The sequence below is a fragment of the sulfur-oxidizing endosymbiont of Gigantopelta aegis genome (assembly GCF_016097415.1).
Taxonomy (GTDB): domain Bacteria; phylum Pseudomonadota; class Gammaproteobacteria; order GRL18; family GRL18; genus GRL18.
In genome coordinates this window covers 481,844-505,606 of the sequence record NZ_JAEHGE010000001.1, presented here as the reverse complement: position 1 = coordinate 505,606, position 23,763 = coordinate 481,844, and the positions used below count along the sequence as shown (strand labels likewise).

Below are 23,763 nucleotides of genomic sequence, written 5' to 3'. Positions count from 1 at the left end.
TGATAAACTAAGATGAAAAATAACGTAGTTAAAAAATGGCGAGTAGGCATTCTAATGCTTTCAATGGTTTTCTTGATGCTGGTTTCTACACTGGCTCAGGCTGATCATGAGCAATTAATTATGGGGCGTTCGACCGAAGCCTTTCCTGAAACCATGAGTGCCTTGCAAGAAGAAATACGCAAAGCGGGCTATACCATCAGTATCGTACAGCGAGTCGATGTGGGCTTAACCGGCATGGGTTTTAAAACTGATAAATATCGCGTTGTCTTTTTTGGCAAGCCGGAAGAAATAAAAAACTTGCCCAAAAAACACCCTGAATTAACGCCTTATTTACCCTTGGCCATTGCTATTTTTGCTGAGGCAGATGAAACTATTTTAACGGCCATGTCACCGCATTTTATTGAGTCTGATTATGCGCCTGATAAAAATGGTGAATTGTATGCCATTTTGCAAAAATGGCAACAGGATATGCAGACGATTATTGAGAACATTAGTCATCTAGAATAATGCTCGTTGGGTACAGATTAAATAAGCCAATTTATCTTTACATTGTAGGATGCGGTGAGGTACGAACCGCATCAAAGCCATACATTTAAAGCCATTGATGTGGTTCGTACCTCACCACATCCTACATCTAAAGTGCAAATCTGTCCCGCCGTTTGGAGTAATGTCATCTGAAATTGACTAAAGGTTCTTAATCGCCTGATTTAAGCGCCGCTCAATTTCCTGCTTAAATTTTAATAATTGTGTGGCCTGAATGCCATGACTGCTTTCTGCATCTTTGAGTTCAGGTGATAAATCGATATCGGTAATATAAATGGGATAACGCTGTTTGCTTTGTCTTGCCTGAATCACATCATGCGCCACTTTCTTATAAACATCTCGGCCATATTCAAACGAATTAAACTCCTTACCATTGGCATAAATGACATAACGCCGACTACCATCCTTGTTTAAATCTGCAATTACCTGAATTTTAAAAAATTGCACCGGCATACTCTGCAATTTTGAAAACTGTTCTTCCAACACGAGTTGATTGGGTGACTCTTTTTGGATTTCAAACACTTCTAATTGTAAATCAACTTCGGAGCCCTCATTGTCCAGATCAATGAGGAGATCATCAAAGGCACTATCAATATCAAGGGTGGCATCATCAAGTGTGCCATTAAAATAATTGTTGCTATAGCTGAGACGATTGACCACCGAATCCAGAAATAACACAAAGTGATTGATATGGATATTATTGATTTCCAGTGGCGTGGACTGATGATAGAGACTGCCGCGTTCATCAATAATGTATATATCGGCTGTCTTGCGATTATTCTGGTAAAACAACTGAATATGATTTTCTTTATTTTGACTAAAAATCAAGCGTAATACTTTAAACTCACTAAAGGCGGGATCAATGAGCAAAGACTGAAATTTAGCCAATGGATAGGATAACTCACGCAGCAATTCCTTTTGATCGGGAATTTTTTGGTGTTTGGGGCCGGAGTGATCTTGCCAGATGAGATAAAAACTTTCTTCAACGGAAAACAAATAACGTGTTGTATAGGCATGTTCAGGACCATGAAATGCGTTTAACACATTATTGAATAACTCGCTGATACAACGGGAAATTGCCTCACCACGCACAGAGGAAAAACAGCAAACCAATGAAGGGCGTTTGGGCACATGAGATTGACGAGCTAAATCGGTTTCGTGATTCCAGTTTAAATATTGTTTGAGGCATTCAATTAAACCATTTTCACCATCAAAATGATGGGTTATGACCTCATGCCAACTATTGATGAGTACTTGATCGATGGTGAGCAATAAGTTTTCATGCAAAGAGCTATAGTTGAGCGCATTGGTTTGCTTGGTGGTAATTTGTGTGCCACTGGGATGATGGTTTAAAAAAGGATCAACGCCAATATTGAGAAATAAAATATTGGCATCCAACTGGGTTGGCTTGATGAGTGCTTCCATACTGGCATGTCCAGGTGCCGCATTAGGAAATATCTGCTCAAGCGTTTCTAGTATTTGCTTAATTTCACGGGTGTTAAGCACTTCTAGTGCTTTATCCAGCACAAAATTACTTTGGCTGGAAATGACATGATTGAAAAATCCCCAGCATAAAAGTTTAAGTAAGCGAGTTGATTTTTTGCTTGGTGGGGGTGTTTTTTTGTCAATTTGGTTGATAGCACCCACATAAAAAGCCCAGCCTAATTCATTATTGGCCTCGCCAATGGGGTGTATAGAGACATAAGATTCATGTAAATTAATTTCACTATCATGAATCATGATCTCAATTTTACCGGCTTTTTTCTCAAAGGCCGCATAGAGTTTGCGCCCTAGAATGCGCAAATCACGCTGACTGATATGCACATGCTTACTATGATAGCGAAAATAATCAGATTCTTTGCGGTAGCTGACCGTTAGTGAATCAATAATTTTTTTATGCTCAATACAAACCTGGTCGATCTTCCAGTGACTGCGCCCGTCCAACAACTCTAATTTGGCTTGAGACCAATGCCATTCATTGACCAAATTTTGCATAATATTTTGTCGCCAGGCATGGCTTTGGCCGGAGTTAGCCTCTGTTAGCGACTCATTGACTTTTAAATACAGACACTGGCGAGCGAGATCCAGCCGTTCCGGGCTCTTCTCTGCTTCAAGATATTGGCTAATTTTGCTCATCATCATAATGTAAGGATCAAGCTTATCAATATCCGGCTTGTCTTCGTTATAGACTATTTGCTTAAATTGCAGGCAGAGAAAATCAATGCGGGGGTATTCTTTGGTATAACATTCCATTAAGAGAATTTTTAAAATGGATTTATAGGGTGAATCAATACCCTTATAGAGATGCCAGAGGGTGGCGCTATGAAATAGTTCATCGGCAACAATATTTTTGATTGAACCGAAGTTTAAAAAGTCAGCTTCATTGAGTAAGCGTTTATGAATAAATAAATACTCTACATAACTTATGGAACCCGTCGTCTTAAAAGAAAACTGGCTGAAAAAGGCGTTCATATAAGCCGCCGGAGAATTGGTCGATTAATGAAAAAAGCCGGTTTGTTTTGTAAAACGAAGAGACGCTTTAAAGCGACGACTAATTCCAAGCATAATAAGCGTATATCTCCAAATTTACTGGAAAGAGAGTTTACTGTCTCTCAACCTGATCGCTACTATGTGGGTGATATTACCTATATTGCCACCAAGGAAGGCTGGTTATATTTAGCGGTTGTCATTGACTTATTCTCTAGGCAAATTGTTGGCTGGTCGATGGATGAGCGAATGAAAGCCAAGCTAGTCAATGATGCTTTACTGATGGCCATATGGAAGCGTAAACCAATGGATGGATTGCTTTGGCATACTGACCGAGGTAGCCAATATGCCTCTGATAGTCATAGAAAAATATTGTCGGATCATAACATAATTCAGTCTATGAGCCGCAAAGGAAATTGCTGGGACAATGCTGTTGACAAAAATCATAAACAGCCAAAAAATTTTAGAAACTGTCCTCAAAAGTCGTTGAGATCATAATATTTTCAACGTACTCATCGTAGACCTGTTCAAATTCGGGTACTAGCCACCAGATAGGGTAGCGTCCTTCCAATAGCATTGAAGTCCGATAAAATTCCTCTAATAAGAATAGATGTTGTGATGTGCCACTGCTCTCAGAAGAGAGATTTTCAATTTTTCCGGCACGAAATTGCTCGGTATGAATGAGAAAAAAATTGGCTTCCAGATTAAACTCAGTACACCATTGGCTAATACGTTCGGTTTTGAGTTGCAGTTCTTTTAGTTCAATGGCTGACAAGTCTTCTCGATGGCAAACCCAGATATCAAAGTCACTTTTATCGGAATAGGCAATGGTGCCGGTACTACCCATAAAATACAGAGCCAAAATATCATATTGGCGATAGGCGCGGCGCTTATAATCAAAGGAGAGCGCTATCTTTTTTGGCGCGGTGGATACAGTCCTTGGAGGGGTTGTATTTAGGAATGCCTGCAGGACATTGGGTAGAAACAAAACCGGGTAAAGAGGGGTGATTAATATGGAATAATAGCGGCAATAATTGTAAAAAATCCCCTGACGTTGCTTGAGAGAGCTTTTAGTGCGCTGTAATTTGAGACTGTTAAGTTGTAAAAACTTACGTAATATTTTCTTATGACTATGATTTTCTAAGTAAAATTTATCCATATTATCGCAAGTGTGGGTATCAATACTGACCGTATAAGCTTAATTTGCTAATCTCAATAAAGTATAGCAGTAGAATGCATAAAGATACATTATGGCTAAATTGAGTGTGTAAATTAAGTGAAGAAATAGTGATCTAGCGCAATGAAATGCAAAGATGTTAAGCACTTTTTAAGCTAAGTGCTATACTCTTAAGGAAACTTTTCAATCCTTACAGGTAAAAGTGACTTATAATTAGAGGGTAAATTAAAGCCCCTAGATTGGATATAAAACAGGTGTAAATAATGACAAACAAAGCTATAAATTCACCATTATGTTTAAATTTGCTGGAAAACAGCCCTTCTTTTATCATTGTGCTTGATGAGCAGCAATGTATTTATTAACTTAATCAGTCTTTTTGCGATTTTCTGGGTATAGAGCGTGAAACTATTGTAGGACGTGGATTTAGTGAGCTTAAAGAGCCCTGCTTACAACAAATCCTGAGCGCTAAAGCCCGTATTGGTGTTTTTGCCGGTATTTTAGACAAATGGATTGAACTGCAAGATGTAATGAGCCTAAATGGTGAGCAGTTTGGTGAAGAGGCTCAGGAATTAACCGTTTGTTACTATGCCGATGTGAGCAAGAAAATTCAGATTGAAAAACAATTGTTGCAATTAGAGAGCACACTCTCTCATAAAATGTCTCACGATCCCGTGACGGGCATGTTGAACCATCATAGTATGTTTCAGACTTTGAATTCAGAAGTATCCAGAAGTCGTCGTTACGATAACCCTTTGTCACTGGTATTGATGAAGGTCGATTTTCAGTCAGAGTCTAACATGACAGAAGAAAAACGTGAGCAAATGCGCCTGGTAATCAGCCAATTATTGAAAGATCAAATGCGCTGGGCTGATATCGTTGGACACTTAGATGACTTTGATTTTGTCTTTATTACCTGAAACAGTCTATGAATCGGCTGAAATTTTGATTAATAAACTCAATGAAAGCCTGAAAAACGCCAATATTGATACTAATCGCATCCAATATGGCCTAAGCCAGTGGCAAAAAGGCGATGACGTTAATATGTTTACTTGATTACCCACAAAGCTCCGCCATATTTCGATAATTATACTATAATTATACTATAATTATACTATAATTAAAGTATAGATTATGTGTGGAGTAGAATGATGTCAAAAAATAAAATTCAGTTTCAAGAAGGTTATAGTTTATTTGAGCTTTTTAATGATTATGGCACTGACAAACAGTGCCGACAAGCCTTATTTAAATGGAAATTTCCTGATGGATTTGTTTGCCCAGAGTGTGGCAATAAGACTTATTGCACTCTAGAACATCGCCATCTTTATCAGTGCCACCATTGTCATCATCAGACATCAGCAACCTGTGGGACAATATTTGATAGTACCAAACTGCCTTTATCTAAGTGGTTTTTAGCGATTCATCTTATGACTCAATTGAAGACAGCGGTTTCAGCATTAGAATTAAAGAGACAGCTTAAGGTAAGCTACAATACAGCCTGGAGTATGAAACAAAAGATCATGCAGGTTATGAAAGAACGTGATGACAGTAAACCTTTATCAGGCATCATTCAAATTGATGATGCCTACTGGGGTGGTGAGCACAGAGGCGGCTCCAGAGGTCGTGGTTCAGAAAATAAAACACCGTTCGTTGCAGCCGTTTCTACTAATGAAGATGGACACCCGATTGCAATGAATTTAAATGTGCTTAAAGGGTTTAAATCCAGTGAAATAAAACGATGGGCACAAACTCATTTAACACCTGGAAGTACTGTTAATTGTTTTCCTGCGGTTAAAGAAGCTGACTGTAAGCATGTTCCAATCGTCACGGGTGGTGGTGCGGCAAGTGTTGATAAAATTGAGTTTATCTGGGTTAACACTATGATAGGTAATATTAAAAACTCTATGAAGGGAAGCTATCATTCCATTAACTCAAAACATTTACCTCGGTATCTTGCTGAATTTTGTTATCGGTTTAATAGACGCTTTAACTTAAAAGACATGATGCCAAGGTTTTTATGCGTGGCGATGAAAACGCCACCTATGAATGGAAAGCTCCTAAAAATGGCGGAGCTTTATGGGTAATCAAGTATGTTTATGGATCGGGCAGTGAAAGAATTGAAATCTGAAGCGGTTGAATAAGCTCAATCCCATTTTTCTTTACTAAGCAATCCGGACACGAGCTCGTTTAACGGCTGCTCGCACCTGTTTCGGTGCCGTACCGCCAATATGGTTGCGCGCTGAAACCGAACCCTCTAGCGTCAACACATCAAAAACATCGGCCTGAATGTCCGTCGAAAACTGCTGTAATTCTGCCAGTGATATTTCTGCCAGATCACGTTTCGTATCAACACCCAAACGCACTGCCTTACCCACGACTTCATGGGCATCTCTAAATGGCACACCGGCGCGGACCAGATAATCGGCCAAATCAGTCGCAGTAGAAAAACCACGAATAGCGGCTTCACGCATGGATTCCTTATTCACTGTGACATGCTGCATCATATCAGCATAGACTTTCAGTGAGCCTTTAAGGGTATCAACCGTATCAAATAAGGGTTCCTTATCTTCCTGGTTATCCTTGTTATAGGCGAGTGGCTGACCCTTCATTAGAGTCAATAAGCTAATCAGATGGCCATTGACGCGGCCTGTTTTACCCCGCACTAATTCCGGTACGTCGGGATTTTTCTTTTGCGGCATAATGGATGAGCCGGTACAAAAGCTATCACTGAGTTCAACAAAATTAAATTGTGCCGAAGCCCACAAGACCAGCTCTTCAGAAAAACGTGATAAATGGGTCATTAACAAGGCTGCATTCGCCGTTAGCTCAATGGCAAAATCTCGATCACTGACGGCATCCAGAGAGTTTTTACACACACTATCAAAGCCTAGCTCACGGGCAGTGAATTCACGGTCAATCGGATAGGTTGTACCTGCCAGTGCTGCTGCGCCCAGCGGCATGATATTAATGCGCTTACGACAATCTATAAAACGTTGGCGGTCTCGTTCAAGGTTTTCAAACCATGCCAGCATGTGATGACCAAAAGTAACGGGCTGGGCAGTTTGCAGGTGGGTAAAGCCGGGCATGATGGTGTCTGCTTCTTGTTCAGCTAAATCAATCAGAGCAATCTGCAAGCGTTTTATTGCTATAAGGATATGATCAACTTCATCACGTAAATACAGGCGAATATCGGTTGCCACCTGATCATTTCTAGAGCGCCCGGTGTGTAGTTTCTTGCCCGTGATGCCAATTAAGTCAGTCAAGGCCGCTTCGATATTCATGTGTACATCTTCAAGGGCAATAGACCAATTGAACTCACCGGCTTCGATAGTTTTTTGAATGTCACCCAGTCCGACAATAATTTGATCCCGCTCGGCATGAGTGAGGACACCAACATGAGCCAGCATCTTGGCATGGGCGATAGAGCCATCAATGTCTTGCTGATACATACGTTGATCAAAGGTCACAGAGGCCGTGAAAGCTTCAACAAAGGCATCTGTAGGCTCAGTAAAACGGCCATTCCAGGGCTTTTCTGCCTGTTTTACAGATTTCTTTTCCGCAGGGGTGGCGGCGCTTGAAGTTGTGGTGGGCTTGTCAGACATAGCTTTATCGATCCATTATATGCATTAAAAATAATCCGCTATTATAAACTGAAAAAGACTAAAATAATCATAAAATCATTATATTATGGTCTTTTTCACAGATTTTTTGGCGAGGGTGTATTAAGCTGTGAAATAATCATAAACACCAGTAGCACACAAATCAGTCAATCAATATGAATAATCAAAGCCCAACATCGTCACTTTTTCTGCCCAATTTCTGTTCCTTGAGAATGGTTTTTACTGTGGTGATCATTGGCGAACTATTGGCTTTTATTTTGACCCTTGCACCCTTAAGGCTCGATCAACAATTATGGAATGATTTGGCACTGATATCGTTGTTTATTCAATGGAATGGGCTGATGTGTAGTAGTGTCTTATGTTTGTTAAGGCCGGTATTTGAAAAATATTCCAATCAATTTGTTGCGGTTGCTAGTTATCTGGCGATATTACTCATGCTGACTTTGATCAGTGAAGTCACCTTTCTTATCATGGATCATTATTATCTAACAGACATTATTTCATCCGCAAGTCATTGGGAATTTCTCGTTCACAATTTATTGATTGGGGCCATCATCGGCGCTCTGGCATTGCGTTATTTTTATGTGCAACATCAATGGCGCATTAAAGTAGAAACAGAAAGCTGTACTAAACTGCAATTATTACAGGCAAGGATACGTCCGCATTTTTTATTTAATAGCATGAATACTATCGCCAGTTTGACTCGCACCCGTCCAGAAGTTGCGGAACGCATTACTGAAGACTTGGCTGAACTCTTTCGTATGTTATTTAAAGAAAACCATGAGATGATCCCCTGATCACAAGAACTGACGCTCAGTCAGCACTATATTGATATTGAAAAGCAACGCTTAGGTGAGCGCCTAAGTATCGACTGGCAAATTGACAGTTTCCCGGAAGATGCGATGCTGCCTGCATTGATACTTCAACCCTTACTGGAAAATGCTATTTTTCATGGTATTGAACCAGAGATTAATGGTGGCCATATTCTTGTCAGTGGTCAATATGAGAAAAACCAATTGATATTGACGGTGCAAAATAGCAATAGTAAAAATCTAGTGCATCGAGAAGGCAATAAAATGGCCTTGGCCAATATCAAAGAGCGGCTAACGGCGCATTTTCAGGGCAAAGCATCGATTATATGTGAAGACAAGGAAGATGTTTTTTATGCCATTATGAAAATGCCTTATATAACCCAAGGTGATCTATAAATGTTATGAAAATACTTATTGTTGATGATGAACCGCTGGCAAGGGAACGCCTGTCACTACTATTAACAGAAATTGATTCAGACTATCAATTGCTCATGGCCAGTAATGGCCTTGAAGCCATTGAGCAGGTCAACCAGCAAGAACCGGATATTGTCCTGATGGATATTCGTATGCCCGGCATGGGTGGCTTGGAAGCCACACAACATCTGATGTCACTGGACAAACCACCGGCGGTTGTTTTTACCACGGCCTATGATGAATATGCGTTACAGGCCTTTGAATCTCAGGCCATTGATTATTTACTCAAGCCCATACGCAAAGAACGGCTGGAAAAAGCCCTGGGAAATTGCAGCAAGCTTAACAAGGTGCAGCTGGAACAACTCGGCCAGCAAAATAAAGAAGTATCCTATCGGACGCATATCAGCGTGCAGATACGTGGTACGATTTTACTCGTGCCAATTGATGATATTTATTGTTTTCTGGCGGATCATAAGTACATCACCATTAAATATATCAAAGAGGGCGTTATTGCAGAAACCATTATTGAAGATACATTGAAATCTTTAGAAGAAGAATTTGCCGATACTTTTTTACGTATTCATCGCAATGCGCTCATTCGTAAAGACAAAATCGCCGCCTTGGAAAAACAAACCGATGGACGTATGTTAATCAAACTCAATGATTTACCAGAAGGCTTAGAAGTCAGCCGCCGCCACCTGTCCAATATTCGTAAATTAATGAAGTCAGTTTGATTATTCGAGCACTGCTGATGCGGTTCGTACCTCACCACATCCTACATGTACTCATTAATGCCCGTAGGATGTGGTGAGGCACGAACCGCATCAATAACCCATTGAACCTAAAAAAAATCAGTTGAACCTACTGCGACCGCCTTATGCACTGAATCTTAAGGATTTTCCAGAACATTTTGACTTCACCCGTAGGGTGACTACGAATAAAGCCAAAATAACCTATAAAACCCTTAACCTTCAGCACCTAAGTCGCTCTCGCTACGATTCAACTGATTATTTTAGGTTGAATAAGCCCATGAATAACAACACTCAATCAACACCCAGAACCTAATTAAGTCTGAATACTCTGACCAACTTGCAAACCAAACTTTTCATCCAGGCCAAACTCAGTGATCATTTGATCCACACCGCTTTGCCCATGCTCACGATTCACTTCGGATAATAATACCCGCACCGAATTACGATTATAACCGCCACCCATATCCACTTGAATGGCAATCAACTCTCTGGCTCGTTCTAAGGTCATAATAAATCCTGATTAATTTAGTCAATAAAGACTGTCATTGTAGCGAATTGCTAATGCGAATCAATATCTATATTAGTTAATAATTATATAATACTATATAAAACAACAACTTATTTTTATTATTTATGGAATAAAATGGGAACAACTGCGTCTTACTAGAGATTATTACAATAAAAAGAGGAGCTCCAATGTACCAAAAAATGATTTTTGCGGCATTATTACTAATGCTTGCATTTGCACCAATCACGGGATTCGCCAGCGAAGCGAAGCCTTTTGCAGAAAAACATGTGGTTTTACAAATCAGTGATCCCAACCCTTTCAAACAAACTTTAGTACTTAACGTAGCAAGTAACATCCTGAAACATTATGGTTCAGAAAAAGTGGACGTTGAAATTGTTGCTTTTGGTCCAGGTTTGAGATTATTAACACTTGATAATATAAATACCGGTCGTATCAAGAATTTGAGTGCTGAAGGCGTACAGTTTTCTGCATGTAAGAATACTATCAAAGCATTCACTAAGAAATTAGGTCATGCACCTGAGCTTAATCCTGTTGCTGTTCCAGTTTCTGCTGGCGTTGTACGCATCATGGACTTGGTTGCTGAAGGCTATACTTTAGTTAAACCATAATTGCTGACTAACTCAGTTAGGGCATCAATGTGCTCAAACTGTATAACAATAAATACTGATATTAAATTAATATTTGGGATTAAATAAATGAAAATAATTCAAAATTCACTTATGGCAGCCGCTGTTGGCTGTTCATTTTTCGTAGCTAGTCAGGCGCAAGCCGTCAACTGGTTAATGGTACAAGGTACAGAAGTGCAGGGTAGTGCACCTCGTGCAAAAGTTCAAGCCGATAAATAAAGGTGTTGATAAATGCGATAAATTAAGCTATTATTCTTGTAAAATCAACATTTAAGGGGATATCTAAATGGATAAAATATCTTCTGATATAAAACAACCAAGAATTCCAGTTGAAATTAACGATATTCAGGTTAATTTTTGCAAAAATCCATTGTGCCAAAATTATGGTGTTCCTGCCAGCACAGAAAGCCAAGTTAAACTCCATAAATCACAAAAAGACTGCTACAAATTATCAAGTGGTAGTCGAAAGCCAGTTACTAAACTGATTTGCAAGTCTTGTAATGAGTTATTCCCAGTTAAGAGCAATCAAGGAATTTGGGATGAATTACAGCGAATTGAAGAATATTTAAAAGAAACTCCAGAGGTGTCATGCCCTGATAATTCATGTAAAAATAATCTCATTAGTATTAAGTTAGGAAAAGAATTTTACCAGTCTTTTGGGAAAACAAAATCAGGTTCTAGTCGTTATCGATGCAAGTCTTGTAAGAAAACATTTTCAGTTAAACAATCTACAACTGGTCAAAAACAGCCTCATAAAAACAATCTTATTTTCAAACTTCTAATGAATAAATCCCCTTTAAGGCGAATCTGTGAAGTTGCTGATGTTGGTATGGCGACTGTTTATGCAAAAATTGATTTTCTGCATAAACAGTGCATGACCTTTGTATCAGAAAGAGAACAGAGGTTAATTAAAAGCAATATAAAGCGACTTTATGTTAGCGTGGATAGACAGGAATATATTGTTAATTGGACAAGACGAGAAGATAAACGAAATATTAAACTTTCAGCAATCGGTAGTGCTGCTGACAATGAAACAGGCTACGTATTTCAAATGAATTTAAACTATGATCCTTGTATTAGCCCTATTGAAATAGAAGAAAATGCTTTATCTGTTAATGATTATAATGCCCAATACGCCTATCGAAAACATGCAAGATTCTGGTTGAATGGTGATTATAAAGAGAGTGTGAAAAAATTCAAGATCCAAAAAGACAAATGGATCATCTTTAAGTGCCGATATATCAGCAACATACAAGGATGCAATTTCTCGTGATGATATAGAAGAATCAGAAGCTCTCTATCAAGTACAAAAATTGCCTCAAAATGGAATGCAGATCCATTCTGAATATACGATGTATGGACATTTCTTTTTATACATAAATTGTTCAGTGGTGTTGAAAAAAATCAGATTCTTTTTGAGATCAAGATTCTGGAATGAGAGCAACCTGCTTAACAGCTTTCCATAACGAAATAAAAAATAGAAGCTGTGATGCTTTTTATGTTCGAATAACAAAGGATTTAACTGTTGATGAAAAGCGGAGAACTTTAAATGATTCCAGGAACTATTTTTCAGATCAGCAAAAGAACACCCTGATTTATCAAAAAATAAAATAAAATTAAAAATAATAAAAGATCGATTAGAAAACATGCAGGAAATTGGAAACTGGAAAGATAAATGGCTTTTACACCCTTTTCCTAATATGTCTGAACCAGAAAAAGCGATTTGTTATCTTACTGATTATGGTGACTATAATGTGGCTATACTTAACCGGACACACAACTTAAAATAACTAAAAGATAAAAAGTGTGACCTAAAATGAATGATCAAACAAAAAAACCGAATAAAAGCTATACATCAGAATTTAAAGAATCAGCTGTCAAATTAGCTAATGAGACGGATCAACCCGTTTCTCAGACTGCCAGGGAGCTAGGTGTTAATGTAAATACTCTACATACCTGGATCAGTAAATATTCCAAACCGGTGAAGACGGTAGCCAATAGAAGTGATGAACACATTTATGATGAAACGTCTGAAAAAAGAATTGGCAAAAGTGATTCAGGAGCGTGATTTATTAAAAAGGCCACAGCGTACTTTGCAAGGGAAACTTTGTGAAGTACGCATGGATAACTGATCAGGCTAAAGATTACCCGGTAACGATTCTGTGCCGTTTTATGGATGTTTCCGTAGTTGCTATTATGATTGGGTTAGCTCTCCTAAAACGGATAGAGAGAAAGAAAATGAAGCGCTTACTGAGCAGCTAAAAAACTGTTTGAAGACAGTCGCAAGACTTATGGAACCCGTCGTCTTAAAAAGAAAACTGGCTGAAAAAGGCGTTCATATAAGCCGCCGGAGAATTGGTCGATTAATGAAAAAGCCGGTTTGTTTTGTAAAACGAAGAGACGCTTTAAAGCGACGACTAATTCCAAGCATAATAAGCGTATATCTCCAAATTTACTGGAAAGAGAGTTTACTGTCTCTCAACCTGATCGCTACTATGTGGGTGATATTACCTATATTGCCACCAAAGGAAGGCTGGTTATATTTAGCGGTTGTCATTGACTTATTCTCTAGGCAAATTGTTGGCTGGTCGATGGATGAGCGAATGAAAGCCAAGCTAGTCAATGATGCTTTACTGATGGCCATATGGAAGCGTAAACCAATGGATGGATTGCTTTGGCATACTGACCGAGGTAGCCAATATGCCTCTGATAGTCATAGAAAAATATTGTCGGATCATAACATAATTCAGTCTATGAGCCGCAAAGGAAATTGCTGGGACAATGCTGTATCAGAGAGCTTCTTTCATAGTTTGAAAACTGAATTGACGCACCATTGTCGATTCAAAACCAGAGTAGAAGCAAAGCAGGCAATATTTGAATATATTGAGGTATTTTATAATCGGGAGCGACTTCATTCGGCTAATGATTATTTGTCACCAGTCGATTATGAAATACAGCAGGAAATAGCTTAAATCGATTGATTGAAGAGGGGTAAAAGGCGACATAAATGCCGCCCATTACCGTTGTGACACATCACTATGATGAAGACCATCAGGCATGGTTATATAACAAAGCCTCCATGCATGGGATTGATAATTTTTTATGCAGGTTAGACGTAGATTATCATTATTAGAGCGAGCTATTTCATCTGCCAGCAGTTCTGGCAGAAGGTGGTATGGGTATTCTGCTTACAACCCAAAGAACATTGTTAAGTTACTCGATATATTCCGAGTTTATTATAATTATTGTATTGCAGGAAAAGACAAAAAAACACCCGCTATGCGTTTAGGTCTGGCAAAAGGCATTGTTAGTCCAGAAGACATCATTTATTTTTCACCTAATTAACTATGAGCCATTATGAATAAAACAATTTTCAAACAACTTAAGAAAGACAAAGGTAACTGGCTCAATGAAACAGAAGTACGCCAGGGATGGATAAAGATTATTGGTGATGCTTTAAATATTCCTTTTCAAATGGAGAGGCAAAGAGTTGATGCCAGTTATAACAGAGTTATTATTGAATTTAAGGATAAGGGCTTATTTAATGGCAGTACTTCCAGTTCTGCATTTAAAAATGCGGTGTTTGATCGCTTAAAAAATATATCCCGACTCGTGCTAAACTCGAATCCCTCGACAATGAGGATTATATTGGAATAGTTACCGATGCAGAGCATATTGCATTTGCACGGTACAGCCGAGGAAAAATAGTTCATGATGCATTATTACCATTAAGTGAATCCAGTGTATCTTTGATAGTTAAGGCTCTGACTGATTGTAAATGGGTTCCTGTTACATCAGAAATCTAATCACTGATTTTGGTCATAGTTCTGATGCTGGCTGTAATATGTTACAGGCTTTATCTGACGCATTATCAGAGCGACTGGAAAAGAAAAATAATAATAAAATAAAAATGATCTTTGAAGAGTGGAAAGCTCTTTATGGACAAACATCAAATCTTTCCATCAGCCAAGTGAATGGGATTCTTGATAATATTGGATTTCAAGTCAATTTCTCTGAACAAAAAAGTCTGAAGAATTGAAGATCCCTGTTGCACTTTTTGTCATACATACTTACAACTCTCTTTTGATAAAAATTCTTGGTGCAGAAGTTGTTGCCGAACATGCACTAACCACTTATAAAGGATTTATCAGAGAAACAGTCAGCCTTGATGGTCAATTATTAATTGACCGAATGGAATATGAAATTGAACAGGGTAATTTCTTTTCTGGTGCTGGAATAAATGGGTTTGGAGAAGAAGTTATTTTCAGTTGGTATCTTGATGTTGCAAGATTGAAACAACATCAAGCCAAAATAATTGATGGATTAAAAGGTATTTTGCTTTCATTCTCCATGTATAGAGCGGATAAATTAACTTCCGCACGTTCAAAAGATGTTCTTAAGTCGTTTTATCAAGATCTCGTGCCAAATGAGCTACGAAAAGTCTGGGTGAAGTTTATACACCAGAATGGTTGGTTGAAGTCACTCTGGATAGAATCAATGTAAAAAATTTTTTTAACTCAACGATTTCTTGATCCAACATGTGGTTCAGCTTCTTTCTTACTGGCTTTAATCAGGAAAATAAAAATACAAGCAACAGATGATGGGTGGGGTGATTTAGAAGTGTTAAAACACATCATAAACAATGTCTGGGGCTTTGATTTAAATCCTTTAGCAGTCCAGACTGCCCGAGTGAATATATTAATCGCTATTTCTGATTTATTAGACAATAACAAAGGAACAGATATAGAAATACCGATTCTTTTAGCGGATGCAGTGTATTCCCCAGCTCGAAATCCTAAAAAGATGAATTGATTGTCTCTTATAAAATTGGTAGTGAAGTAGCCGATCTTGAAATTTTATTGCCTTCAGAATTGGCTTTTGATAGAAGTCGTTTAGATTCCGTATTTTTACTAATGGATAATTTAGTTTCAAAAAGTACTCAGTGGCGTGAGACAGAAAAAAAATTAATACAAAAAAAATTAATTACATCCAATGAAATGAAAGAATGGAGATCACCACTCAAGCATACTTATGAAAAAATTCTGGATTTACATGAAAGAAACTGGAATGGTATCTGGTTTCGTATAGTGCGTAATTTCTTCTGGTCTGCTATTGCAGGAAAGTTTGATGTGGTTGTTGGTAATCCACCTTGGGTCAGATGGTCAAAATTACCCGAATTATACCGTGAACGTATAAAGCCAACCTGTGATCATTATGGAATTTTCTCAAAAACAAAATTTCATGGTGGAAATGAACTTGATATATCAGGAATGATCACCTATACCGTTGCAGATAAATGGCTCAAAGATGAAGACGGAATTTTAGCATTTGTTATCACGCAAACTCATTTTCAATCACCATCTTCAGCAGGTTTTCGATCATTTTATATCGGAAATAATCAGATCATTCAACCTGTAGGGATTGATGATCTAAAAAGCTTTAAAGCCATTTCCTGATGCAGCCAATAAAACAGCTATTTTTATTGCTAAAAATGCAAAGGTAACACAATAAAATATCCTATACCCTATGCTATATGGGAAGCGGCTAAAGGAAATAAAAAAGCAATCCCTGCTCACCTCACAAAACAAGAAGCTCTTGATTCAGTTGACATTGATAAGTGTGAGGCAACCCCTGTTACGGGAGGTGATTCACCATGGGCTATTACACCGAAAGGTGGTTTTAAAGCATTTAAAAGATCACTGGTGCAAGCACTTGGGTTAACGGCAGAAAAGGAGTAACCACAGAATTAAATGGTATTTATTTTGTAAAAATTATTGATACAAATAAAAATAATAATTTGGTGCAAATTGAAACCTGCCCTGACTTTGGAAGAAATGAAAAAGTAAAACCAGCAAGAAAGTTTTGGATAGAACCTGATTTTCTATATCCTTTAGTTAAGGGGCTGGAGATATACAGGAATGTTATGTCTCAATCAAAAAAGATTTATATGTACTGGTGCCTAATAAGGGATCACAAAACAGTTATTAGAAGATTGTGAAAATGACATGGAAGACAAACCAAAGTGTGAAGGATTTTTTAGCACCTATCAAGACCAGCTTATTTTAAGATCAACATATAGCAAACGAATGACAGAACACGCACCTTATTTCTGTATTTCAAATGTTGGCAGTTATACTTTCGCACCATTTAAAGTGGTATGGCCTGAACAGCCTGGCAATAAATCATTTAGAGCGGCAGTCATTACAAAAGGTAACGATCCTATCAGTGGTCAAAAAGTTTTTGTTCCCGACCACAAATTGTTTTTTGTTGATTTTTATGATTCAGAGCCAGCCTATTATCTTTGTGGTTTACTAAACAGCTCTACAGTACAAGCTTTTATTGATAGTCATAATATTTCAATTCAAGTGGGTAATGTGTTTAAACACATGAATTTACCAGAATTTGATGCAGATAATAAGAAACATAAAGAGTTATCAGCATTATTAAGTAGTAGCACATAATGAAGATAACAAAATCAAAAGACAAGCATTGTTAAAAACTATTTCTAAACTTGGAAATTCATTACTTTGAGCAAATATGGGTGTTTTTATACAAAAATATCAACACCTTTGTTTATCGGCTTGTTAGAAATAAGCGGGGGCGAGTTTGAGCGAGGCGAGAAACTGTTATTGAGGAAGCGGAAGCACTAATGTGGCTATACTTAACCGGACACACAACTTAAAATAACTAAAAGATAAAAAGTGTGACCTAAAATGAATGATCAAACAAAAAAACCGAATAAAAGCTATACATCAGAATTTAAAGAATCAGCTGTCAAATTAGCTAATGAGACGGATCAACCCGTTTCTCAGACTGCCAGGTAGTTGCTATTATGATTGGGTTAGCTCTCCTAAAACGGATAGAGAGAAAGAAAATGAAGCGCTTACTGAGCAGCTAAAAAAACTGTTTGAAGACAGTCGCAAGACTTATGGAACCCGTCGTCTTAAAAGAAAAAACTGGCTGAAAAAGGCGTTCATATAAGCCGCCGGAGAATTGGTCGATTAATGAAAAAAGCCGGTTTGTTTTGTAAAACGAAGAGACGCTTTAAAGCGACGACTAATTCCAAGCATAATAAGCGTATATCTCCAAATTTACTGGAAAGAGAGTTTACTGTCTCTCAACCTGATCGCTACTATGTGGGTGATATTACCTATATTGCCACCAAGGAAGGCTGGTTATATTTAGCGGTTGTCATTGACTTATTCTCTAGGCAAATTGTTGGCTGGTCGATGGATGAGCGAATGAAAGCCAAGCTAGTCAATGATGCTTTACTGATGGCCATATGGAAGCGTAAACCAATGGATGGATTGCTTTGGCATACTGACCGAGGTAGCCAATATGCCTCTGATAGTCATAGAAAAATATTGTCGGATCATAACATAATTCAGTCTATGAGCCGCAAAGGAAATTGCTGGGACAATGCTGTATCAGAGAGCTTCTTTCATAGTTTGAAAACTGAATTGACGCACCATTGTCGATTCAAAACCAGAGTAGAAGCAAAGCAGGCAACATTTGAATATATTGAGGTATTTTATAATCGGGAGCGACTTCATTCGGCTAATGATTATTTGTCACCAGTCGATTATGAAATACAGCAGGAAATAGCTTAAATCGATTGATTGAAGAGGGGTAAAAGGCGACATAAATGCCGCCCATTACCGTTGACGGCCATCGGCTCCTCAGCCTGTGCCGTGAAGATATTGTAACAGGATCATTACCGTTGTGAAAATACCTTGGGTGAATGGAACGGCTCTATCGTTCCAGAGGGCAAAGCCCTTTCTCTTCATCTGTTTAAAGTTAACATGAGAAACTAAAATGATAGGAAATACAAAATGACAAAAATCACTTGAAACAGCCAAAAAAATATTTAGAAAACTGTCCGGAAAAGTGTTGACACATCAGCACTACAAAGAGATCCAAAACAAAAGAGGGAATGGGTTATTTTAATTGATGGTTTACCTCACCAGATCAAACTCATCAAAAAAGTGATGAAGAAACTGAGCATCAAAGCAACTATTGTAATGGACTTTATCCATGTCTTGGAATATCTCTGAAAGCAGCTTGGTGCTTCTTTGATAAAGGTGACGAAGCGGTTGAGGAATGGATAGCTGAAAGAGCAGTCAAAATACTTAATGGCCATTGTTCACAAGTAGCCAAAGGGATCAGACTCAGTGCCACAAGACGGAAAATAGAAAGTAGAGAAAATATTGATAAATGTGCTGATTATTTACCAAAAAATAAAGAGCGGTTGCAGTATGGCATCGCATTAAAAGCGGGTTATCCTATTGCCAGTGGCGTTATTGAAGTTGCATGCCGTCCCTCATTAATGACCGACTTGATATAACCGGTGCTCGTTGGAGTCTGCAGGGAGCAGAAGCAGTATTGAAATTACGCTCACTAAAATCCAGTGGTGACTTTGAAATGTATTGGAAGTTTTATAAGAAAATGTCAAAAAAAAAGAAATTATGATTTTTTAGAGGTTAACAACTTTGGGTAATGAATTTTGTCGTTTTAAAGGAACTACACCCAAATCGTTTGTTTAAAGGCTTTGGTTTAGACATTGATGCGGTTCGTTCCTCACCACATCCTACATCTGAAGTGTAAACAAGGTTGCTCTATGCCTTTTTATTATTTAACCCATATTTATTACCATAGTTTTAATCAGTTAATAATTCTTTCTGCGGCTCTCCAATATAATAACCCTGTGCATAATCAGCACCAATCGATTTAACATAATCATACACTTCTTTTGAACAGACATACTCAGCGATCACTGGAATGTTTTTCTGATGAGCATAATCGTATACGTCAAAACTTCCCACGTTGACGTATCATTCCACTTTATTTAAAGGCTGAATTTTTTCAGTCAAATTCCATGGCAACAATTGCTCTAAAGCCTCATCATCATAATGCCTGCCCAGCTTAGGTAACTCAGTCAGAATGTGTGTTAAAAAGGCAAAGGGCTCTAGGTTGTTTGCTTTCGCTGTTTGCACGATTGAATATAAAATAGCACTGGCCTCAGCACCACGAGGATTTTGGTTCATGACCCAGTTTTTGCGCCCAATCACAAAGGGTTTGATCCGCCGCTCTGCCATATTATTATCAATCTGGAGGTTGCCCTCTTCAAGATAGACAGTCAGATACTTCCATTGATTGATCACATAACGAATAGCGACACCCAACTTACTGTCTTTTGTTGTTTTAGTCACTTTATCATCACACCACTTTTTAAAGTCATCCAGTAGTGGTTTGCTTTTTTCCTGACGGATCAGGTAACGTTGTTCAGCATTGAGCGGTTTGATTTGTTTTTCAATCGCATACAATTTAGCAATTTTACTGATCGCCATTTGTACCATGCCAGGCTTTTTCTGACTGTTCTTGGGTAATGCTTTTAAGGCATCATGGAACTTGCGACGAGCATGTGCCATGCAGCCTAATAAAGTGACTTCACTGTTCTCATTTTCGAATATATGATAACCGGGAAAGCCATCCGTTTGCAGGTAACCTGAAAACCCCGTTAAAAAGGTTTTGGCATGTTGGCCTGCACGAGTAGGCTGATACTCATACAAAACAATGGGACACTTGGAATGATAGCCGCCACTTTGATAGAGCCACATATAAGATTTAGGGCAATTCTCACGTCCATCATGGATCACTCGCATCGTTGTTTCATCGGCCTGGATGATTTTCTGCCTAATGAGATAATACAACAACCGATTATAAAAGGGTTTGAGTAATTCAGCTGATTTAAGCACCCAGTTGGACATACTGGCTCTGGAAAGTGTTATCTTATAGCGTTTAAATATCGCTTCCTGTCGATAGAGAGGCAAGCTGTCTAGGAATTTAGAAACAATGATATAGGCCAGCAGGCTGGGTGATGCAAAACTTCTAGGAATGGGCTGTGCAGGCTTAGGAGCAGTTTTAACGCCTTCCTCACAAGCACGACAGGCATATTTAACCTGAACATGTTCTACAACATATACCTGAGCAGGAACAATTTCCAGTTGCTCTGAGGTCTCTTCACCAATTTCATGCAAGTGATGACCGCAGTCACAGACTTGTTCTGCTTCAGATAACTCATGACGAACAACTTTACGAGGTAGGTCTTTAGGTAAAGGCTTACGACCGGGCTTTTTACGCTCATAAGTAATGGTTTCACGGACTTCCGGTGCTTCTTCGGCGAACGTTTCTGCCTCATTAAAGAAGTCGGGGTGGGCTTCTTTTTCACTGGAAGTACCAAACCGTTTGTGTTGCAACAGACGAAATTGTTCCTCATACCAGTCCACTTTTGACTGGAGTTCAAGCACCCTGTTTTTTTTGCGTTGTTGGTATCTCTTCTGGTAGTATTTTGTCTGTTGAACTCATGCGTTATATTATACTAAAAATGAGCGTTAAATGCTTGTATTTATTCTGTTTAATGCGCATCTAAAGGGACTTTTTTAGTTGTTTTCCAGACCATGAATTTCAGGGTGAGCATGGTGTTGTGTGCAAGATAAACCATCCAGTAACCACTGTAATTCTCTCAGTGTTAACGAAAGAGTGGGTTGTTCTTTTTCCATCGGCCACTGGAATTTCCCTTTTCAAGTGTACGATAGTAAAGCCAGAAACCATTACGCTCCCAGTACAGTATTTTAAGTTTATCTCGCTGACGATTACAAAAACAAAGACACTGCCATCAAAGGGATTGTGTTCCAATTGCTCTGAGACAATCAGTGATAGCCCATTGGTTGCTTTTCTCATATCGGTAACACCAGAAACCAGATAAACCTGATTGACTGTGATGCCCGTTATCATGAAACAGTCCTGAGCAAATCCAGAATGGACTTGAGCTGATTCAGGTTCGTATCAGAATTGATTTCCAAACTGAAACCATTGGTATGGCTTACTTTAATTGCATTGCTTGTGGGGGAATTGGCCAGTAAATTAATGGGAATGAGTTGATTGTTGGTGTTGACCTGTTTTGATGAGCTAACATAACCCAACTTCTTTCGATAATAGCTAAAAATATGAGAGGGTATCTTATGTTGTTGACAATAAACTGCCTGGCTTAAGTTACTGGCTTGGCAGGCCTCTATGTGTTGCTTCATCGAAGCATCTTTTGAATGGTTGCTCATTTGTATCTCCAAATTACGAATTGAAGATCATAGTTTGAGCTAACTGAAGCTTATTGTGAACGTGGGTTTTAATTGACGTTTACGCATAATCAATGATAGTCTTGGAAATAATCTGGGACTCTTTATTTTCTACAATATCTTTAATAAAAATACCATCGATCTTGATATAGTCAATACTGATATTACAAAGTTGAGCAAAATTTGAACAATGTGAACCAAAGTCATCAATCGAAATCTTTAAACCGAAATCATGTAATTGATTAATTAATTTTTGAATTTCTATTTCACTAGAAATACTTTTATGTTCTAAAATCTCTAGGGTTATTTTATCAGGTGAGGTATTTGAATTTATTAATGTGGTTTTAATAAATTCAAAAAACATCGGGTTTTTCAAATCATATTCACTGACATTGATACTAAACGATGTTTCACTATTGCTAGTTTGTTCACAGGCTTTGGCAAACATGATTTTAAACATATCAAAAATCTGACAACTATAAAATGCGGCTTCTAAAAAATGACTAGGAGAAAAAATTTCGCCATCATATTCTAGTCGGATTAGTGTTTCATATTTGTCAATTTTGTTAGTCGTTAAATTAATAATAGGCTGAAAATAAGCATGAATACGATTGTCTATAATTGCTTTACGGACACGAGCAGTCCATAAAGAATTGGCATGAATCGTACGGATGATATTTAAGTCATCAGTATAGGTTTGAGAATGATTTTTGCCATAATGGCGGGCTTCTTTTAGAGCATATTCCGCTTTTTGTATTATATTACCGCTTTCATGTAAGACAATACCAATGCTTACGGTAATCAATAATGAATTGATACCTGCATTAAAGGTATGAGCTGCTACATCTTCTTTAAGCATTTTTACATATCTTTGAGTTTCCTCAATATCATCGTCATAAAGTAATAGTGCAAACTCATCGGCTTGTAAATGAAACACGATAGCGTCACCACACAATTTTGTGGTCAGAAACTCAGCAAATGATTGCAATAATTGATCGCCGATATCATAACCTTGTGTATCATTAATGCTACTAAAGTCATCTATATTTATCAAGATTAAGGATTTTTGACCAATAGAATCCAATGTATCATTAAGCTTCATACGATTGGGTAATCGTGTTACTTCATTGGTGGTCATTTTTTTATAAATTTCATCTCGACTTTCTTTAAGTGCTTGTATTTGTGCATATTGTTTTAGGGAAGTTCGAAGTAGGGTGTAAAGCTTTTGCGCGGTCAGTTCTGTTTTTTCTTTATAATCATTAATATCATAAAGGTTGATAACACTTTCTTCAGGAGCTTGATTGGGTTGACCTGTACGTAAAACAAGGCGAATCATTTCATTGTCAAGGTCATTACGAATATGATTGATGAGCTCTAAACCTGCATCAGGCGTTTCCATGACTACATCAATAAGTGCCAGTGCAATATCGTCATGCTGAGCTAATATTTTCTTTGCCTCCTTGGCGCTCATTGCTGTTAAAATTTGCAATTTTTTGCCATCAAATAATTTGTTTTTGAGTGCGACATTGGTGACGGTGTGAACAGATTGGTCATCGTCCACGATTAATACTTTCCAATGCTTATGGTTTTCTTTATTTTTATTATCATCAACTAAAAAAAGAGTATCATTCATTTATTTATTATTTCCAAAATTAAAATAGTATTTTATAAATG

At 38.0% G+C, this 23,763-nt stretch carries 29 protein-coding genes and 2 pseudogenes; 22 read left to right on the top strand and 9 right to left on the bottom strand.

The annotated features are described in order from the left end of the window. Positions 1-12 precede the first annotated feature (12 nt). A complete protein-coding gene (locus JEU79_RS02550) occupies positions 13-507 on the top strand; it encodes a DUF302 domain-containing protein (RefSeq protein WP_198262832.1) in 495 nt (164 codons plus the stop codon). A 177-nt stretch (positions 508-684) separates the two neighbouring features. Here the strand turns inward: JEU79_RS02550 and JEU79_RS02545 are convergent, their stop codons facing one another. After that, positions 685-3,015: a class I adenylate cyclase gene (locus tag JEU79_RS02545; RefSeq protein ID WP_198262831.1), complete on the bottom strand. Its 2,331-nt coding sequence runs from the start codon at positions 3,013-3,015 to the stop codon at positions 685-687. Here JEU79_RS02545 and JEU79_RS02540 point away from each other — a divergent pair. Continuing rightward, positions 2,965-3,462: pseudogene (locus tag JEU79_RS02540) on the top strand (IS3 family transposase); the annotation flags it as partial. The gene JEU79_RS02545 and the pseudogene JEU79_RS02540 overlap by 51 nt on opposite strands. 31 nt (positions 3,463-3,493) lie before the next feature. On the opposite strand, the gene JEU79_RS02535 reads toward JEU79_RS02540, so the two are convergent. After that, complete coding sequence (locus JEU79_RS02535) at positions 3,494-4,189, bottom strand: hypothetical protein (protein WP_198262830.1); 696 nt, start codon at positions 4,187-4,189, stop codon at positions 3,494-3,496. Between the two features lie 545 nt (positions 4,190-4,734). Between JEU79_RS02535 and JEU79_RS02530 the strand changes: the two genes are divergently transcribed. From JEU79_RS02530 to JEU79_RS02520, 3 genes are all read left to right on the top strand, one after another. Next, the gene (locus JEU79_RS02530; RefSeq protein ID WP_198262829.1) at positions 4,735-5,124 is read left to right on the top strand and encodes a GGDEF domain-containing protein; all 390 of its coding nucleotides are present in this window, start codon (positions 4,735-4,737) and stop codon (positions 5,122-5,124) included. Then, positions 5,108-5,260, top strand: a complete 153-nt coding sequence (locus tag JEU79_RS02525; protein WP_198262828.1) for a hypothetical protein — start codon at positions 5,108-5,110, stop codon at positions 5,258-5,260. The genes JEU79_RS02530 and JEU79_RS02525 overlap by 17 nt, the downstream gene beginning before the upstream one ends. Positions 5,261-5,355: 95 nt before the next feature. Continuing rightward, positions 5,356-6,288, top strand: coding sequence for an IS1595 family transposase (locus JEU79_RS02520; RefSeq protein WP_198262827.1), 933 nt, complete (start codon positions 5,356-5,358; stop codon positions 6,286-6,288). Between the two features lie 78 nt (positions 6,289-6,366). Here JEU79_RS02520 and argH read toward each other — a convergent pair whose 3' ends face one another. After that, complete coding sequence (argH, locus tag JEU79_RS02515) at positions 6,367-7,806, bottom strand: argininosuccinate lyase (protein WP_198262826.1); 1,440 nt, start codon at positions 7,804-7,806, stop codon at positions 6,367-6,369. Positions 7,807-8,036: 230 nt separating this feature from the next. Between argH and JEU79_RS02510 the strand changes: the two genes are divergently transcribed. From JEU79_RS02510 to JEU79_RS02500, 3 genes are all read left to right on the top strand, one after another. After that, positions 8,037-8,621: a sensor histidine kinase gene (locus JEU79_RS02510; protein WP_214660473.1), complete on the top strand. Its 585-nt coding sequence runs from the start codon at positions 8,037-8,039 to the stop codon at positions 8,619-8,621. Positions 8,622-8,726: 105 nt separating this feature from the next. Further along, a complete protein-coding gene (locus tag JEU79_RS02505) occupies positions 8,727-9,032 on the top strand; it encodes a sensor histidine kinase (RefSeq protein WP_198262824.1) in 306 nt (101 codons plus the stop codon). A gap of 5 nt (positions 9,033-9,037) precedes the next feature. Further along, on the top strand, positions 9,038-9,784 hold the full coding sequence (locus JEU79_RS02500; RefSeq protein ID WP_198262823.1) for a LytR/AlgR family response regulator transcription factor: 747 nt from the start codon (positions 9,038-9,040) through the stop codon (positions 9,782-9,784). A gap of 331 nt (positions 9,785-10,115) precedes the next feature. On the opposite strand, the gene JEU79_RS02495 is transcribed toward JEU79_RS02500, so the two are convergent. Further along, positions 10,116-10,310, bottom strand: a complete 195-nt coding sequence (locus tag JEU79_RS02495) for a hypothetical protein (RefSeq protein ID WP_198262822.1) — start codon at positions 10,308-10,310, stop codon at positions 10,116-10,118. Positions 10,311-10,498: 188 nt separating this feature from the next. Between JEU79_RS02495 and JEU79_RS02490 the strand changes: the two genes are divergently transcribed. The 14 genes and pseudogenes from JEU79_RS02490 to JEU79_RS02420 all read left to right on the top strand — a co-directional run bounded on the left by JEU79_RS02490 (position 10,499) and on the right by JEU79_RS02420 (position 19,426). Next, positions 10,499-10,939, top strand: a complete 441-nt coding sequence (locus JEU79_RS02490; RefSeq protein WP_198262821.1) for a DsrE family protein — start codon at positions 10,499-10,501, stop codon at positions 10,937-10,939. Positions 10,940-11,026: 87 nt separating this feature from the next. Next, positions 11,027-11,176: a hypothetical protein gene (locus tag JEU79_RS02485; protein WP_198262820.1), complete on the top strand. Its 150-nt coding sequence runs from the start codon at positions 11,027-11,029 to the stop codon at positions 11,174-11,176. 67 nt (positions 11,177-11,243) lie between these two features. Beyond that, positions 11,244-12,230 (top strand): IS1 family transposase, encoded by a 987-nt coding sequence (locus JEU79_RS02480; RefSeq protein ID WP_198262819.1) that lies wholly within the window; start codon positions 11,244-11,246, stop codon positions 12,228-12,230. A gap of 543 nt (positions 12,231-12,773) precedes the next feature. Continuing rightward, positions 12,774-13,025, top strand: coding sequence for a transposase (locus JEU79_RS02475; protein ID WP_198262818.1), 252 nt, complete (start codon positions 12,774-12,776; stop codon positions 13,023-13,025). A 94-nt stretch (positions 13,026-13,119) separates the two neighbouring features. Further along, positions 13,120-13,929, top strand: coding sequence for an IS3 family transposase (locus JEU79_RS02470; RefSeq protein ID WP_198262817.1), 810 nt, complete (start codon positions 13,120-13,122; stop codon positions 13,927-13,929). A gap of 35 nt (positions 13,930-13,964) precedes the next feature. Next, entirely contained in the window at positions 13,965-14,090 is a 126-nt protein-coding gene (locus JEU79_RS27260; protein ID WP_281400817.1) for a hypothetical protein, read from the top strand. Between the two features lie 224 nt (positions 14,091-14,314). Beyond that, complete coding sequence (locus JEU79_RS02460; protein ID WP_198262483.1) at positions 14,315-14,614, top strand: hypothetical protein; 300 nt, start codon at positions 14,315-14,317, stop codon at positions 14,612-14,614. Between the two features lie 121 nt (positions 14,615-14,735). Further along, positions 14,736-14,996 carry a hypothetical protein gene (locus JEU79_RS02455; protein ID WP_198262816.1) on the top strand — a complete coding sequence of 87 codons (261 nt, stop codon included), beginning with the start codon at positions 14,736-14,738 and terminating at the stop codon, positions 14,994-14,996. A gap of 44 nt (positions 14,997-15,040) precedes the next feature. After that, positions 15,041-15,460: a cupredoxin domain-containing protein gene (locus JEU79_RS02450; RefSeq protein ID WP_198262481.1), complete on the top strand. Its 420-nt coding sequence runs from the start codon at positions 15,041-15,043 to the stop codon at positions 15,458-15,460. Positions 15,461-15,577: 117 nt separating this feature from the next. Further along, positions 15,578-15,769: a hypothetical protein gene (locus tag JEU79_RS02445; RefSeq protein WP_198262480.1), complete on the top strand. Its 192-nt coding sequence runs from the start codon at positions 15,578-15,580 to the stop codon at positions 15,767-15,769. Beyond that, on the top strand, positions 15,766-16,413 hold the full coding sequence (locus JEU79_RS02440; RefSeq protein WP_198262815.1) for an Eco57I restriction-modification methylase domain-containing protein: 648 nt from the start codon (positions 15,766-15,768) through the stop codon (positions 16,411-16,413). The genes JEU79_RS02445 and JEU79_RS02440 overlap by 4 nt, the downstream gene beginning before the upstream one ends. Before the next feature lie 630 nt (positions 16,414-17,043). After that, positions 17,044-17,418, top strand: coding sequence for a hypothetical protein (locus JEU79_RS02435; RefSeq protein WP_198262814.1), 375 nt, complete (start codon positions 17,044-17,046; stop codon positions 17,416-17,418). Between the two features lie 343 nt (positions 17,419-17,761). Beyond that, positions 17,762-18,567 (top strand): annotated as a pseudogene (locus JEU79_RS02425) (IS3 family transposase); the annotation flags it as partial. Between the two features lie 700 nt (positions 18,568-19,267). Then, positions 19,268-19,426: a hypothetical protein gene (locus JEU79_RS02420; protein WP_198262812.1), complete on the top strand. Its 159-nt coding sequence runs from the start codon at positions 19,268-19,270 to the stop codon at positions 19,424-19,426. A gap of 188 nt (positions 19,427-19,614) precedes the next feature. Here the strand turns inward: JEU79_RS02420 and JEU79_RS02415 are convergent, their stop codons facing one another. The 5 genes from JEU79_RS02415 to JEU79_RS02395 form a co-directional block, all read right to left on the bottom strand. Continuing rightward, on the bottom strand, positions 19,615-19,779 hold the full coding sequence (locus tag JEU79_RS02415; protein WP_198262811.1) for an EAL domain-containing protein: 165 nt from the start codon (positions 19,777-19,779) through the stop codon (positions 19,615-19,617). A 9-nt stretch (positions 19,780-19,788) separates the two neighbouring features. Beyond that, positions 19,789-21,243 (bottom strand): IS66 family transposase, encoded by a 1,455-nt coding sequence (gene tnpC / locus JEU79_RS02410; RefSeq protein WP_425511136.1) that lies wholly within the window; start codon positions 21,241-21,243, stop codon positions 19,789-19,791. A gap of 178 nt (positions 21,244-21,421) precedes the next feature. Then, entirely contained in the window at positions 21,422-21,751 is a 330-nt protein-coding gene (gene tnpB, locus JEU79_RS02405; protein ID WP_198262810.1) for an IS66 family insertion sequence element accessory protein TnpB, read from the bottom strand. Further along, the gene (gene tnpA / locus JEU79_RS02400) at positions 21,748-22,071 is read right to left on the bottom strand and encodes an IS66 family insertion sequence element accessory protein TnpA (RefSeq protein ID WP_198262602.1); all 324 of its coding nucleotides are present in this window, start codon (positions 22,069-22,071) and stop codon (positions 21,748-21,750) included. The genes tnpB and tnpA overlap by 4 nt, the downstream gene beginning before the upstream one ends. 79 nt (positions 22,072-22,150) lie before the next feature. Beyond that, on the bottom strand, positions 22,151-23,722 hold the full coding sequence (locus tag JEU79_RS02395) for an EAL domain-containing protein (protein ID WP_198262809.1): 1,572 nt from the start codon (positions 23,720-23,722) through the stop codon (positions 22,151-22,153). Positions 23,723-23,763: the final 41 nt, after the last annotated feature.